This window comes from Nonlabens tegetincola (assembly GCF_002954355.1).
GTDB classification, from domain to species: Bacteria; Bacteroidota; Bacteroidia; order Flavobacteriales; family Flavobacteriaceae; genus Nonlabens; species Nonlabens tegetincola.
The window spans coordinates 438,539-452,105 of record NZ_MQVV01000012.1; the positions used below are offsets into that span (position 1 = coordinate 438,539).

The window sequence follows — 13,567 nt, forward strand, 5'->3', positions numbered from 1 at the left end:
AAGATAGAATAAAATTTTTAAAATCAAAACTGAGTTTAAAAATCAATTAATGTGAGCCACTTTTTTTAATTACCTCAGGCATCTTAGCAGCAAAACGATTGAATCTAGGAATAGAGATGTTTTGTATGTAACTATTGTTAGGATGTAATCGTGCGTAATCTTGATGATAATCTTCGGCTACCCAAAATTTTTGAAAAGCTTTTACTTCTGCTGCAACTTTGTAACCTTCTTTTGTTAAAGCTTCAATTTTATTTTGAATAATCTGTTTTTGCTCGTCATTCTGATAAAAGATAATGCTACGATATGCTTTTCCAATATCAGGTCCTTGACCGTTAACTTGCTCAATATTCTGGGAAGCAAAATAAACGTCAACTAGCGTTTTAAAACTAACTTTATTTGGGTCATAGATGATTTCATTTGCCTCTGCATGGTTGCCATGATTACGATAGGTTGGATTCTGCATGGTACCGCCAGAATAACCAGAAATGGATTCACTAACACCTTGTACGTTTTCGTAGATTTCTTCTACACACCAAAAACATCCACTAGCAAAATAAGCTCTTTCCATCCCATCTTGTGCTGGGACTTCAACTGGAGTTGCATAGGTGATTTCTTGCTGTGTGATTTCTTTGGTTTCATTTCCACATGCTGTGTTTATTAAAACCAAAAGTGTATACATTAAAAGTTTCATATTATATTTTTTTCAAAACTAGATATTAGGTTAATCCAGCCATATTAAAGAGCCGTTAAAAGCTGTAACAGAACTATCACAAAAGGATATAATAAAAAAAAACCTCAACGTATAGTTGAGGTTTTTCAAGTAAGTTTTTTTAAGGATAATTATTTGACCTTAGAAAAAGTTTTTTGCATTTCTTCAGCTTGTTCTTCTGCAAGGGCTGCATCTACCAATATACGTCCAGAGTGCTCGTCAGTAATTATTTTTTTACGACTAGCAATTTCCACCTGTACTTGCGGTGGAATAGTAAAAAAGGAACCTTTTGAAGCGCCACGCTCTATAGGAACCACAGCTAGACCATTACGTACACTTTCTCTAATACGCTTGTATGCTTTAATTAAACGGTCTTCAATTTTAGTTGAGTAGTCGTTCGATAATTTAAGCAACGCATTTTCTTCCTTTTCAGTTTCCTTAAGGATCTCTTCAAGCTCAGATTTTTTATGCTTTAAGTGCTCTTCACGATCAGATAGTTTTTGTTTACTTTGGTCGATCACTTGTTTTTGCTGCTCGATTTGAGCTTTAAATTCCTTAATGTGCTTCTCAGCTAGTTGTATTTCTAGCTCTTGAAATTCTATTTCTTTAGAAAGCGAGTTAAACTCACGATTGTTTCTAACATTTTTTTGTTGTTCAGTGTATTTCGAGATCAAGGCTTTAGCCTCTTCAATCAAGTTTTTTCTATCACTGATGTTACCTTGCAATTCTTCTAAATGTACATTTAGTTTCCCTATACGTGCATTTAAACCTGCTACTTCATCTTCTAGATCTTGAACCTCTAGAGGTAGTTCTCCTCGTACGTTACGTATCTCATCTATTCTAGAATCAATTAATTGTAGGTTGTAAAGTTCTCTTAACTTCTGTTCTACAGTAGCTTCGTTCTTTTTTGCCATCGTCTAATAATAGTTTACTGGGTTTGTTTGCGCTTGTGCACAAAGAATTGCAAAATTAGTAAATTTTTCAGTAAGATATTCAGTTAAAAGATTTTTTGTAAACTGCTCACTCTCATAATGTCCAATATCGCACAATAGAATATCTTGACCTTGAAAAAAATCGTGGTATTTTAAATCTGCCGTTACGTAAGCATCTGCACCATAGCTTTTTGCATTTTGAATAGCAAAAGCCCCAGATCCTCCTAGCACTGCAACTTTTTTGATAGTACGCTTTCGCGAAAGCGAAGTTCTTATCGCATTACGGTTAAAAGTGGACTTAAGTGTTGAAATAAAATCTTCTATTTCTAACTCTTCAGGAAATTCTCCTACACAACCCATTCCAATTTTTTGGTATGAATTTTCCAATGTTACTATTTCATACGCAACTTCCTCATAGGGATGTGATTCTTTGAGTGTTTTGAGAATTTTTGATTCGAGATGTGGTAAATAGGTTATATGTAATTGTTTTTCTTTTTCTGTAGATCGAATTCCTGACACTCCATATTGTGGATTGCTTAATTCATTACCCTTAAACGTGCCGTCACCATCAACACTGAAACCGCATTCCTTGTAATTACCTATGTGTCCAGCGCCGGATTGGAATAAAGTATTTTGTACTTGATCGAAATGCTCAATAGGTATGTAGGTGGTAAGTTTTTTAATGAGATTATTTTTAGGTGCAAGGGTTTTTAAATTTTGTAAACCTAGTTCTTGTGCCATTCTATAGCTTACACCACCGTGAGCAACGTCTAGTGCTGTGTGCGTCGCATAGATCGCAATGTCATTTTTGATAGCTTTAATTATAACTCGTTTCACATAATCATCTGGTCTTAAATTTTTAATTCCTTTAAAGATTATAGGGTGAAATGCTACAATTAAATTACAGGATTTGTCAATTGCTTCATCTACCACATTCTCTAAGCAGTCTAAGGTTACTAAAACGCCAGTGATTGGTGTTTCGTAAGATCCCACTAAAAGACCTACGTTGTCAAAGTCCTCGGCATAACGTAACGGTGCTAATTTTTCTACGTAATTGGTGATGTCTTTAATAACTGTCATAAACCAGATTTAATCTAATGTAAAATTAGTCTACTTTTGGGTTATGATAAAATGGCGGCTTATTTTATATCCATTTTCTGTCTTGTACGATGGTATTACAAGAGTCCGTAATTGGGCATTTGATAAAGGTTTACTCGTTTCCAAATCGTACGATATTCCAGTTATTGCTGTAGGTAATTTAAGTACTGGAGGAACGGGAAAAACACCCATGGTGGAATATCTGATTGATTTACTTGCGAATAAACGTGTTGCAGTATTGAGCAGAGGTTATGGACGTAAAACAAGAGGTTTTAAATATGTCGGTACCGATTCACTTCCAAAGGAAGTTGGAGATGAACCTGCTCAAATCAAACAGAAATTTGGTAATTTTATTATAAGTGCTGTATGTGAAAGTAGAGTTGAAGGTATTGATAGAATAATTTCCGAAAATACTGTAGATGTAATTATCCTAGACGACGCTTATCAACATAGATATGTAAAGGCAAGTGACTATATTTTACTTACTAGTTATGATAAGCTTTATAGCGATGATTTTGTATTACCTGCTGGTAATTTGAGAGAATCACGCAAAGGTGCTAGTAGGGCTACTTGTATCGTTGTTACAAAATGCCCAGTTAATCTAACCGATCAAAATAGACTGGAAATTAAAAAGAAACTACGAGTACTGCCTGAGCAAAAGTTATTTTTCAGCTATATTGATTATGAACAAAATGTAATTAGTGAAGGAGAATTATTTCCACTTAAATCACTAGACAATCAGACGATCGCTGCAGTAGCTGGAATAGCAAAACCTGCCTTTTTTTTTAAACATTTAGAGGAAAATCTAAATAGTGTAGTAACTTATACTTATCAAGACCATTTCGATTATAATCATTCAACGGTTCAAAATTGGTGCGAAGATGTTATTATCACTACAGAAAAGGATTATGTTAAGCTTAAAAAGTTTAAGCAGCTCAATCTTTTTTATTTACCAATAAAAAATAAGTTCTTAGAGAACAAACTTGAATTAAATGATTTGAATATTTGAGAAAGCTCTTTGAATCTTTCCAAAGAATTCATCCATTTTAAAAGGTTTTGGTATAATATCATCAAAACCTATTTCTATCAATTCATCTTGAGCATTTTCTAGTGTTACAGCGGTAAGTGCCAGTAGTGGAGTTTTAGAGTTGAATTTGCGTATTTCGACAGTCGCTCTTTTTCCATCCATGACTGGCATATGAATGTCCATAAGGATAAGGTCATACTCGTTTGCTCTAGCCATAGCAACAGCTTCTTCACCATTATTTGCTACATCACATATAAATTCTTTTTGTTCAAGAATTTTCTTAGTAATCATTTGATTGATTTTGTTGTCCTCAACTATGAGAACTTTTTTCCCTTTTAATATTTCAAATTCTGGAGTTTCAGTTTTTAAAATAGGAGCTGTTTTGGCAGGTGTAGGAACTTCATCATGAGATCCGTAAACTGCGATTGGAGTAGGTGTTGGTGCCTTAGTATTATTACTATCTATTTGATCAACAAAAGAATTACTATCTGGATTATTAAAATCTATTGCAAAAGAAAAAACACTTCCTTTACCAACTTCGCTTTCAAGCTTTATTTCACTACCCATAAGTGTAACTAACTTCTTAACAATAGCAAGCCCTAAGCCTGTACCACCGTGTTCACGTGCAGTTTCTATATTTTCTTGGGTGAAATTTTCGAAAATTTGTTCTTGTCTATCCTTGGATATCCCTTTTCCAGTATCCTGAACCTCAAATAAAATCTTACTCTTTTCTTTAGATTTTTTAATCAGTTTAGTTTTTATAGTTATAGTACCATTACTTGTAAACTTGATACTATTTCCTAAGAGATTAATTAAAATTTGAGAAATCTTTACTGGATCTCCAACTAAAGAACTAGCAATAGCTTCATCATGAATAATCACAATTTTATTGTTTTTATCCTTGACCTGTTTGTCTAGAGTTTTAACTATATCGGCAATTCGTTTTCTTAAATCAAATTTTATTTCTTCTAACTCTACTTTGTTGGCTTCTAATTTATTAAAGTCAAGAATGTTGTCTATAAGAGATAAAAGATATTCACCTGAGGACTTTAATGTTTCTAAATGTTCTTGTTGATCATCTCTAGGAGATGAACTTAAAAGTAGGTGTGTAAGACCCGTAACGGCATACATAGGAGTTCGTAATTCGTGCGTAATGGTAGATAAAAAATCTGCTTTGATTTGTGCAGCATCTTGAGCTTTATTACGCTCATTTATAAGTGCCGATTTTTCATGAGCAAGTCGGCTGTTACGTTTTGCTTTGAGAATATTACGTCTAAACAATGCTAATGAAGTGATTGTTAAAAGAGTAATAAACATACAAAGTATGATGTAATAGTTCTCCTTGTTTTCTAATTCCTTGTCCTTTTGGGCAATTATTCCTTTTAGAGACTCAATTTCACCATTTAAACTAGAAAGTTGTTTAGCATTTTCACCGCCAATAAATCCATTGTCTTCAATAGTTTGAACATGCTTTTCTAGATATACTAAGCTATTTTGATAATCTTGTAGATCTCTGTAATGCTGCGCAAACAACTTATAAAGCTTAATTTCGAGAAGAGGAAATTGATTTTCTTTAATAAGTATTTGAGCTAGGCTATAATAAATATTCGCTTCTTCATAATTATTTTTAGAATGTGCAATTTCTCCTAAAGTAAGGTAAGCTTGAGTTTGTTCATATTCCAGACCTTTTTCTTCAAGTCTAGGGATAAGATCGTTAAGTACCGCAGTAGTAACCGTATAATTTTTTTCAAAAAAGTTAAGTTGAGCAGTATATAATTCCGATTTCAAAAATAATCTATGAGTGTCACCTAATTTTTTGGTAATCGAAAAGGTAGATGTAAATACGGAGTCAGCTTTAGAGAATTCTTTTTTCAAGAATGCTCTTCTACCTTTTAAATACTCCAAATAAATGAAAGCATCTTGCGATAATTCCTCGTCTTTAAATTGCACAAAAGGTGATGTAGGATTTTCACCTGAAGAGGATTCTAACTCTAGTTCTATGAAATAAAGATCGAGTAAACGATCACCATAGTCATCATTGATTAATGTTCTAGAATCAATGATCAATGATTTAGCTTCATCAAAATCTCGTGAGTCAATAAGTCCTTCTACTCGTTCTAGTAGAACTCGAGATGCAGTATTCAACCCTTGATTTGTTTCACTATTGGAAACTTGTCCAAAAGCAAACACGCAACATAATTGTGCGAATAGTAGCGCTATGTTTCGTAAAAGATTAATACTGTATTTTTTAGCCTAACAAATATATCATTCTAATTTCTGAGTATATTAAATAATATACGAATTACCTCTTTATAATGCAGTTCGTCGATAAAATACCCTTTAAAGGGTACTGATTTTTGCTGACAAATCTGCAAGGCGATTGGAATATCCTGTCTCATTATCGTACCACCCAATTAGTTTGACCATCTTTCCTATTACTGATGTCATACTGGAATCAAACACGCACGAATAAGGAGATCCGGCGATGTCCTTTGAAACGTAGGGCAGATCTGTGTACTCCATGATAGTATTGTTTTTAGCAGCATATTCATAGAAGGCTTTATTCACTTGTTCTATACTTACAACTTCTTCAACATTAATTGTCATATCTGTTAAACTGCCGTTGGGAACTGGAACTCTTATGCCACAACCGCCTATAACATTACTCAAGTCTGGAAATACCTTGGTTAATGCTTTAGCAGCACCTGTGGTGGTAGGTATAATAGATTGCGCTGCTGCTCTTGCCCTTCGTAAATCTCGGTGAGGTTGATCATGCAAACTTTGGTCACTAGTATAGCTGTGAACTGTAGAAATGTAAGCATTTTCAATCCCGCACAAGTCCTTTACTACTTTAATTAAGGGAGCAGCATTGTTTGTTGTACAACTAGCATTGGATACAATCAAATCCGAAGTATCTAGAATTTCTTCATTAACACCTAGCACAATTGTCTTAATATCATCGTCAATAGGCGGTGCGCTTAAAATAACTTTACTGGCACCTGCATCTAAATGTTTAGAAAGTTGAGATTTATCTTTGAATTTACCAGTTGCTTCAATTACAATATCAACATTTCTCCAATTGAGATCGTCAAGACTGTATTGAGTGCTATAAGCTATTCTTGACCCGTTAATAATTAAATCTTGATTTTCAAAAGAAACCTCAGCATCAGTTCTACCATGAATACTATCATACTTAAACAAATGAGCCATCACCTCAATAGGGGCAATGTCATTTATGGCAACAACTTCAAGATCGTTACGAGACAATGTGGTTCTTAGAAAAGTACGACCTATACGTCCAAAGCCGTTTATAGCAACTCTAACCATAAATAGTAATTATAAAATGTGTTTATGAGCCTTGTAGGAGCTACGCACTAGTGCGCCACTTTCTACATGACGGAAACCCATTTCTAGACCAATGGTCTCATATTTTTTAAATTGCTCTGGCTTTATAAATTCTTTAACCGGTAAGTGTTTTTTACTAGGTTGTAAATACTGACCTATAGTCACAACGTCAACATTGTGATCTCTTAAATCACGCATGGTTTGAATTACCTCATCTTCTTGCTCTCCTAGACCTAGCATGATACCAGATTTAGTTCGATTAATTCCTTGCTCTTTTAAGTATTTAAGAACACCCAAACTTTGGTCATATTTTGCTTGAATTCTTACCTCACGAGTAAGGCGACGTACGGTTTCCATATTATGTGAAACAACCTCGGGATTAGCCTCGACGATACGGTCTAGGTTTCTTCTATTTCCTTGAAAATCTGGTATAAGAGTTTCTAGAGTTGTTTCTGGGTTCATTCTTCTAATGGCTGCTACAGTTTCTTGCCAAATGATAGATCCCATATCTTTAAGGTCGTCACGGTCTACACTCGTGATTACAGCATGTTTAATTCCCATGAGCTTGATGGAACGTGCTACTTTCTCAGGTTCTGCCCAATCGACATCATCTGGTCTACCCGTTTTTACTCCACAAAATCCACAAGATCTTGTACACGTATTACCTAGAATCATGAATGTAGCAGTTCCTTCTGTCCAGCATTCTCCCATGTTTGGACAACTACCACTTGTACAAATAGTATGTAGTTTATACTTATCTACAGTGCCACGCAGTTCTTTATACTTTTGACCTACAGGTAATTTTACCCTTAACCATTTTGGTTTACCTTTAGTTGGTGGTGCTACTGATTCTTGTACTGTATTCATACTACAAATTTAGTGAATGAGTCGGTAATAAACCTTAAAACTGTCTTAGTTCCACTGTGTCGGTTTCTGGATAGTGTTATGCATCCATAATCCTAGTTGTGAAAATATAAGTAGTAGTTCTAAAATCGGATAGATAATGATGATATCGCTTTCGCGAAAGCGAGATAAACTAGACCCAACAACTATCCAAGAGGTGATGTATCTAGTAATAACAATTGCGGTAACAAATTCCCAGGGCGAAAAGGAAAATGCTAATGCCATAGTGATGAAGAATCCAAACTGCGAAAGATAAAAAAGCCCTAATAAGAACTTATGGCTTGATTTATAATATTTAGCTGTGTTTATATGTCTTCTTTTTTGACGCCACCAGGCTGCCCAGTTGTTTTTTGAATCGCTTGTTGTAAATGATTTAGGTGATGTGACTACACTGGTGTTTTTTTTGGTTGCTGCCTCGTTCACAAAAAGGTCATCATCACCACCCATAATCTTCATGTGAGACATAAAGCCGCTAGTGTCGTAGAAAAGCTTACTTGTGTAACCTAAATTACGTCCTACTCCCATATACGGATTACCCCATAAGGCATAACTAAAGTACTGCATTGCGGTTATAGCTGTCTCAAAGCGAACTAATGCATTGAGCAAATTACCTTTTATCTTACTATAACCACCGTAACCCAAAGCAAGTTGCTTATCCATGCCGTAGTGAGCACTCATTTCAGTAATCCAATATTCTGTCGCTGGTTTACAATCAGCATCAATAAATAATAATTTGTCGTGTCGTGCTTTTTTTATTCCCAAAGTAAGCGCGTACTTCTTGTTGCCCCAAAAGCTTTCATTGTTGACCACATTAACTAGGTGAACTTTTTCGTCTTGCTCCATAAATTGCTCTATGACATCAAGAGAGTCATCTATGGAAGCATCGTTTACAATAATGATCTCGTAATTCGGGTGAATTTGATCTAGCAAAAAGGGAATATTCTTCTTTAGATGTTGTGCTGCGTTTTTTGCACATACAATAACGGATACAGGATCATCGCTGGATTGTGCTTGTGTACTATTTTTTTGAAAAATAAATTTACTAAAGAATACATAGTAAATGATATTTATCAAGGCAATAATGCCGAATAGAAATAAAGGCCAGTCAGCAATGCTCATTAATGAAAAATTTAAGCTTGTGCTGTGTCGTTTTTACAATCCTGCTCTTCTGGTAATTTACCACATAGTGAACAAGCTTCTCCATCCTTGTTTAGATAAGGGTTTTGACTTGCACATGTTCCTGCAAATTTACCATCTTTTTTACCCCAAATTTTAATTGCGATACCAGCAACTGCAAGAGCTAATAGACCAAATGATATGAGAAATAATTTCATAATGCAAAAATACAATTTACAATCTACTTAGATTGAACATTGCACTAATTTTATCTTAATGATAAGATAAACAGTTTCAATGGTATTACTGCTTAATTAAGTTTACTTCAGGATGAATTTTTATTCCAAATTTTGAATAAACCTGGTTTTGTATAAATTGAGCTAAATTTATAATGTCAGATCCAGTAGCATTTCCATGATTAACCAGTACTAGTGCTTGTTTATCATGAACAGCCGCATCGCCATCCCTGTATCCTTTAAGTCCACATTTATCAATGAGCCATCCTGCAGGTACTTTAACCTGATCATCGTTCACTGGATATGATGGGATGTCATCATTCGATTCTAGTAGTTTATGGTAAGCAGCCTTATTAATAATTGGATTTTTAAAGAAGCTACCACTGTTCCCTAATAGTTTAGGATCGGGTAATTTACTGCTTCTAATATTGATTACAGCCTGAGCTATTTGATCAATACTTTCTCCCTTATTTAGTTTATTAAGCTCTTCTTGGATAGCTCCATAGCTTGTTTTTACTTGATACTTGTCAGTAAGGTTTAAGTCAGAAAGCTCTAGCGTAACAGAGGTAATTACGTACTTACCTTTAGCTTCATTTTTAAATATGGAATCTCTGTACCCAAATTTACAATCGTCAAGGAATAATGTTTTCTCCTCTTGGGTCTTTAAATCCAGAACCGTACATGAATAGAAAACATCCTTTAATTCAACTCCATAAGCACCTATGTTTTGAATAGGAGAGGTCCCTATATTACCTGGGATAAGAGCTAGGTTTTCAACACCAGCATATCGTTTTGAAATGCAATACATAACAAACTCGTGCCAGTTTTCACCAGCCATTGCTTGTAGTCTAACGGTAGTGTTTTCTCTATAGACTTCCTTAATTCCTTTTATTAAAACATGAATTACAGGGGTTTCAATATCCTGGGTAATCAACATATTACTACCGCCGCCAAGTAAAAAAATAGTTTCACGACGGTAGTAAGATAAAGTTTCCTTAAGTTGTTCAATAGAGTTTGTAGGTGAGTACGCTTTCGCGAAAGCGGAAATACCAAAAGTATTAAACTCCTTGAGAGAAAAATTGTGATTTACTTGAATCAAGAATTGTAGGCTTTAAGAGCTTGGTCTAATATATTAACTGCTTTTTTCAACGATTCTTTTTCAAGGACATAGGCAATTCGTATTTGATTTTTACCCATTCCTGGTGTTGAGTAAAAGCCTGCCGCCGGTGCAACCATAATTGTTTCACCATCAACGTCAAAGTTTTCTAGGATCCATTGTGCAAAAACATCGGTATCTTCTACAGGTAATTGAGCTACACAATAGAAAGCTCCGCCAGGGTTTGCTACGGTCACTCCTGGGATTTCTTTGAGTCCGGCGATTAGAATATCTCTACGCTCTATATATTCATTTATTACTTGATCAAAATAGGTTTGTGGTGTGTCTAATGCAGCTTCGGCAGCTATTTGAGCAAATGTAGGTGGGCTCAATCTGGCTTGTGCAAATTTCATGGCAGTTGCCATTACCTCTTTATTTTTAGAAACCATGCAACCTATACGAGCACCGCACATACTGTAACGTTTTGAAACGGAATCAATCATTATAGCGTGATTGTCTAATTCTTTCATGCTTAATACTGAGAAATGCTCGCGACCGTCATAAGCAAATTCTCTATACACCTCATCGGCAACTAGAAATAAATCGTGTTTTATAACAAGATCAGCTAGTTGTTGCATTTCCTCTTTAGTATACAAGTAACCAGTTGGGTTTCCTGGATTACAAATAAGGATAGCTTTAGTTTTATCAGTAATTAACTTTTCAAATTCACTGATGGCTGGTAATGCAAAATTGTTCTCTATGCTAGTTTCAATAGGCTTTACAGTTACACCACTAGCAGTTGCAAATCCATTATAGTTTGCATAAAATGGTTCTGGAATAATGACCTCGTCACCATAGTCACAAATACTTCCCATAGTGAATAATAGCGCCTCGCTTCCTCCAGTAGAAACAATAATATTATCGTCTTCCAATCCAAATCCAAGTTTGTTATAATGGGCGATCAATTTATCTCTATAGGATTGATTACCTGCACTGTGGCTGTAAGATAGTACTTCAATATTAGCGCTTTGAACAGCATCAATAGCTTGTTCTGGTGTTTTAATGTCTGGTTGACCTATATTAAGTTGGTAGATATGCTTTCCTTCTTTCTTTGCTTGTTCTGCAAATGGTACCAGTTTTCTCACTGGTGATGAAGGCATTGCTGTACCTTTTTGGGAAATCTGTGGCATCTTTTTCTTTTTTGAGATACAAAAGTAAGGTTTACGGCTGTTATGTACTAAAACAATTCGATTGCTTATCTTTATAATATATGGTTAAGAAAATTTTGTTTTTTATAGTTTTCATCCAACCCTTGTTGATGATTGCTCAACAAGATTATTTTACTTTTAAAAACAACCAAAAGAAAATTTTTGTTGAATTTGATAATTCTGGTGGATTAATCATAGTTCCCATAGAATTAAATGGCACCAAGCTCAACTTTATGTTAGATACTGGAGCCTCCAAAAATATTATTTATAATCTTAATGGTATTGATTCCCTTGAAATAAAGAAAGGAAAACAATTTAAACTTAAGGGTTATGGAAATAGGAATGGAGTGAATGCGTATGTAAGTGATAATAATGTTTTAAAATTAGGAGATTATGTTAACGAGCAAGCAAGAATTTTTATACTAGCAGAAGAGCAATTATCCCTTTTCAATTTTATAGGAGTGGAAATTAATGGGGTAATAGGTGCTAGTTTTTTTAAAAATGCGGTAGTTAAAATAGATTACGAAAAAAACTATATAACATTAACTCAGGACATAAAGTATTTAAGAGGTTTAAGGCGTTATGATTCTATTCCCATACAACTCTCAAGTGGTAAACCTTATATAAAGAGTGAAATAGTTGAAGCTGATAATTCCTATAATGCCGATGTTTTAATAGATACCGGAAGTAACGACGCTTTATGGATTAATAAACGACCACAGCAATTTAAAATTCCAGAAAAGAATTTTTACGACTTTTTAGGTTTTGGTCTTAATGGGGAAATAAGTGGTTACAGGACTAAGTTAGATCAACTAAATTTCGGGAGCTTCAATTTGCAAAGAATTACTTCATCATTTCCAGATATTAAAGAGTCAAAATTATTGAATTCTAAAAACTTGCTGTCTAGTATTGGCGCAGAGGTGCTTAAGAGGTTTTTCTTAATTTTAGATTACAGAAACAATACAATTTACCTACAGAACACTAGGAAATATCGTGACGGATTCTATTACAATATGTCAGGTATTACAGCAAAATTAGGAAAACGTGAGATTTTCTATAGTTATGAAAGCAAGGCGGAAAATGGTTATGGTAATGAGGTGGATGCGCAGTTAATTCAACTAGATAAACCCGAATATGACATTGTTCAAATACCAGGTATTTACATTGATCAAATCAGAGTAAATAGCGAAGCAGAAAAGGCAGGCTTGCAAGTAGGAGATCAAATTGTCAAAATAAATGGAAGATCTTTCCCCTATTTAACTTTGAATGAGGTAAATGACTTTTTTTACACTAATCCACATTCAACTATTAGGATTACAATAAAAAGAAATGGCAAACAAAAAAGGTATAAGTTTAAACTTATACCTTTAATAGATTAGTTGATAAGCTAATTATTCAATCACGCGTCCCTTCAGTCGCAAAGCAACTTGTTTTTCTTTTATATTAGTAATTACGGTTAGCGTTTTTACGATAGGCCCAATTTTTTTGGTATCATACTTGACTTTAATTACACCAGTTTCTCCAGGTGCAATTGGCTTTTCGGGCTGTTCCAAAATATCGCACCTACATGAGGAATAGATTTGATAAATTTTTAGAGGATGTTCGCCTGTGTTTTTAAACTTAAAAGTTCTCACACCATCACTATCTTTTTTAATCTCACCATAGTCAATTGTAGTAGTTTCAAACTCCACAGTTGTCATAGGGTCTAGGGTAGAAGGTTTTTGAGCAACACCCATTTGGGTAAAGCTTAAAAATGCTACCAGTAGTATAAGATTTTTCATCATTTACTTTTTTAGATTTTAAAGGTAAACTAACTCATTTAAAATAGCAGTTAATGCCAGATATAATTTAAGTTAATAGTACTTTTGTCGAAGAAATTTCAAAAATCAAGCCAAAC

General features: G+C 34.4%; 13 protein-coding genes. 2 read left to right on the plus strand and 11 right to left on the minus strand.

Going from position 1 to position 13,567, the window contains the following annotated elements:
- Positions 1-46: 46 nt before the first annotated feature.
- The 3 genes from msrA to BST93_RS05880 all read right to left on the minus strand — a co-directional run bounded on the left by msrA (position 47) and on the right by BST93_RS05880 (position 2,721).
- Positions 47-691 (minus strand): peptide-methionine (S)-S-oxide reductase MsrA, encoded by a 645-nt coding sequence (gene msrA, locus BST93_RS05870; RefSeq protein ID WP_105018438.1) that lies wholly within the window; start codon positions 689-691, stop codon positions 47-49.
- A gap of 149 nt (positions 692-840) precedes the next feature.
- Complete coding sequence (locus BST93_RS05875; protein WP_060523034.1) at positions 841-1,623, minus strand: zinc ribbon domain-containing protein; 783 nt, start codon at positions 1,621-1,623, stop codon at positions 841-843.
- Positions 1,624-1,626: 3 nt separating this feature from the next.
- Positions 1,627-2,721: a Nif3-like dinuclear metal center hexameric protein gene (locus BST93_RS05880; protein WP_105018439.1), complete on the minus strand. Its 1,095-nt coding sequence runs from the start codon at positions 2,719-2,721 to the stop codon at positions 1,627-1,629.
- 43 nt (positions 2,722-2,764) lie between these two features.
- Here BST93_RS05880 and lpxK point away from each other — a divergent pair, with 43 nt between their 5' ends.
- Positions 2,765-3,748: a tetraacyldisaccharide 4'-kinase gene (lpxK, locus tag BST93_RS05885; RefSeq protein WP_105018440.1), complete on the plus strand. Its 984-nt coding sequence runs from the start codon at positions 2,765-2,767 to the stop codon at positions 3,746-3,748.
- On the opposite strand, the gene BST93_RS05890 is transcribed toward lpxK, so the two are convergent.
- From BST93_RS05890 to BST93_RS05920, 7 genes are all read right to left on the minus strand, one after another.
- Complete coding sequence (locus BST93_RS05890) at positions 3,728-5,911, minus strand: ATP-binding protein (protein ID WP_181072554.1); 2,184 nt, start codon at positions 5,909-5,911, stop codon at positions 3,728-3,730. The two genes, lpxK and BST93_RS05890, sit on opposite strands and share 21 nt — an antisense overlap.
- A gap of 195 nt (positions 5,912-6,106) precedes the next feature.
- On the minus strand, positions 6,107-7,093 hold the full coding sequence (gene gap, locus BST93_RS05895; protein WP_105018442.1) for a type I glyceraldehyde-3-phosphate dehydrogenase: 987 nt from the start codon (positions 7,091-7,093) through the stop codon (positions 6,107-6,109).
- A 9-nt stretch (positions 7,094-7,102) separates the two neighbouring features.
- Positions 7,103-7,978 carry a lipoyl synthase gene (gene lipA, locus BST93_RS05900; protein WP_042278834.1) on the minus strand — a complete coding sequence of 292 codons (876 nt, stop codon included), beginning with the start codon at positions 7,976-7,978 and terminating at the stop codon, positions 7,103-7,105.
- Positions 7,979-8,023: 45 nt separating this feature from the next.
- On the minus strand, positions 8,024-9,133 hold the full coding sequence (locus BST93_RS05905) for a glycosyltransferase (RefSeq protein ID WP_105018443.1): 1,110 nt from the start codon (positions 9,131-9,133) through the stop codon (positions 8,024-8,026).
- A gap of 11 nt (positions 9,134-9,144) precedes the next feature.
- Positions 9,145-9,348 (minus strand): hypothetical protein, encoded by a 204-nt coding sequence (locus BST93_RS05910; RefSeq protein ID WP_042278838.1) that lies wholly within the window; start codon positions 9,346-9,348, stop codon positions 9,145-9,147.
- 85 nt (positions 9,349-9,433) lie between these two features.
- Positions 9,434-10,465, minus strand: coding sequence for a UDP-N-acetylmuramate dehydrogenase (gene murB, locus BST93_RS05915; protein ID WP_105018444.1), 1,032 nt, complete (start codon positions 10,463-10,465; stop codon positions 9,434-9,436).
- A complete protein-coding gene (locus tag BST93_RS05920; RefSeq protein ID WP_060523027.1) occupies positions 10,462-11,652 on the minus strand; it encodes a pyridoxal phosphate-dependent aminotransferase in 1,191 nt (396 codons plus the stop codon). Before BST93_RS05920 ends, murB begins: the two co-directional genes overlap by 4 nt.
- Positions 11,653-11,732: 80 nt before the next feature.
- Here BST93_RS05920 and BST93_RS05925 point away from each other — a divergent pair, with 80 nt between their 5' ends.
- Positions 11,733-13,049, plus strand: a complete 1,317-nt coding sequence (locus BST93_RS05925) for an aspartyl protease family protein (protein ID WP_105018445.1) — start codon at positions 11,733-11,735, stop codon at positions 13,047-13,049.
- Between the two features lie 12 nt (positions 13,050-13,061).
- On the opposite strand, the gene BST93_RS05930 is transcribed toward BST93_RS05925, so the two are convergent.
- The gene (locus BST93_RS05930) at positions 13,062-13,454 is read right to left on the minus strand and encodes a DUF1573 domain-containing protein (protein ID WP_105018446.1); all 393 of its coding nucleotides are present in this window, start codon (positions 13,452-13,454) and stop codon (positions 13,062-13,064) included.
- Positions 13,455-13,567 lie beyond the last annotated feature (113 nt).

Coding starts and splice junctions, on each gene's coding strand:
- msrA (WP_105018438.1), bottom strand. CDS start 691: ATGAAACTTTTAATGTATACACTTTTGGTTTTAATAAACACAGCATGT.
- BST93_RS05875 (WP_060523034.1), bottom strand. CDS start 1,623: ATGGCAAAAAAGAACGAAGCTACTGTAGAACAGAAGTTAAGAGAACTT.
- BST93_RS05880 (WP_105018439.1), bottom strand. CDS start 2,721: ATGACAGTTATTAAAGACATCACCAATTACGTAGAAAAATTAGCACCG.
- lpxK (WP_105018440.1), top strand. CDS start 2,765: ATGATAAAATGGCGGCTTATTTTATATCCATTTTCTGTCTTGTACGAT.
- gap (WP_105018442.1), bottom strand. CDS start 7,093: ATGGTTAGAGTTGCTATAAACGGCTTTGGACGTATAGGTCGTACTTTT.
- lipA (WP_042278834.1), bottom strand. CDS start 7,978: ATGAATACAGTACAAGAATCAGTAGCACCACCAACTAAAGGTAAACCA.
- BST93_RS05905 (WP_105018443.1), bottom strand. CDS start 9,133: ATGAGCATTGCTGACTGGCCTTTATTTCTATTCGGCATTATTGCCTTG.
- BST93_RS05910 (WP_042278838.1), bottom strand. CDS start 9,348: ATGAAATTATTTCTCATATCATTTGGTCTATTAGCTCTTGCAGTTGCT.
- BST93_RS05920 (WP_060523027.1), bottom strand. CDS start 11,652: ATGCCACAGATTTCCCAAAAAGGTACAGCAATGCCTTCATCACCAGTG.
- BST93_RS05925 (WP_105018445.1), top strand. CDS start 11,733: ATGGTTAAGAAAATTTTGTTTTTTATAGTTTTCATCCAACCCTTGTTG.
- BST93_RS05930 (WP_105018446.1), bottom strand. CDS start 13,454: ATGATGAAAAATCTTATACTACTGGTAGCATTTTTAAGCTTTACCCAA.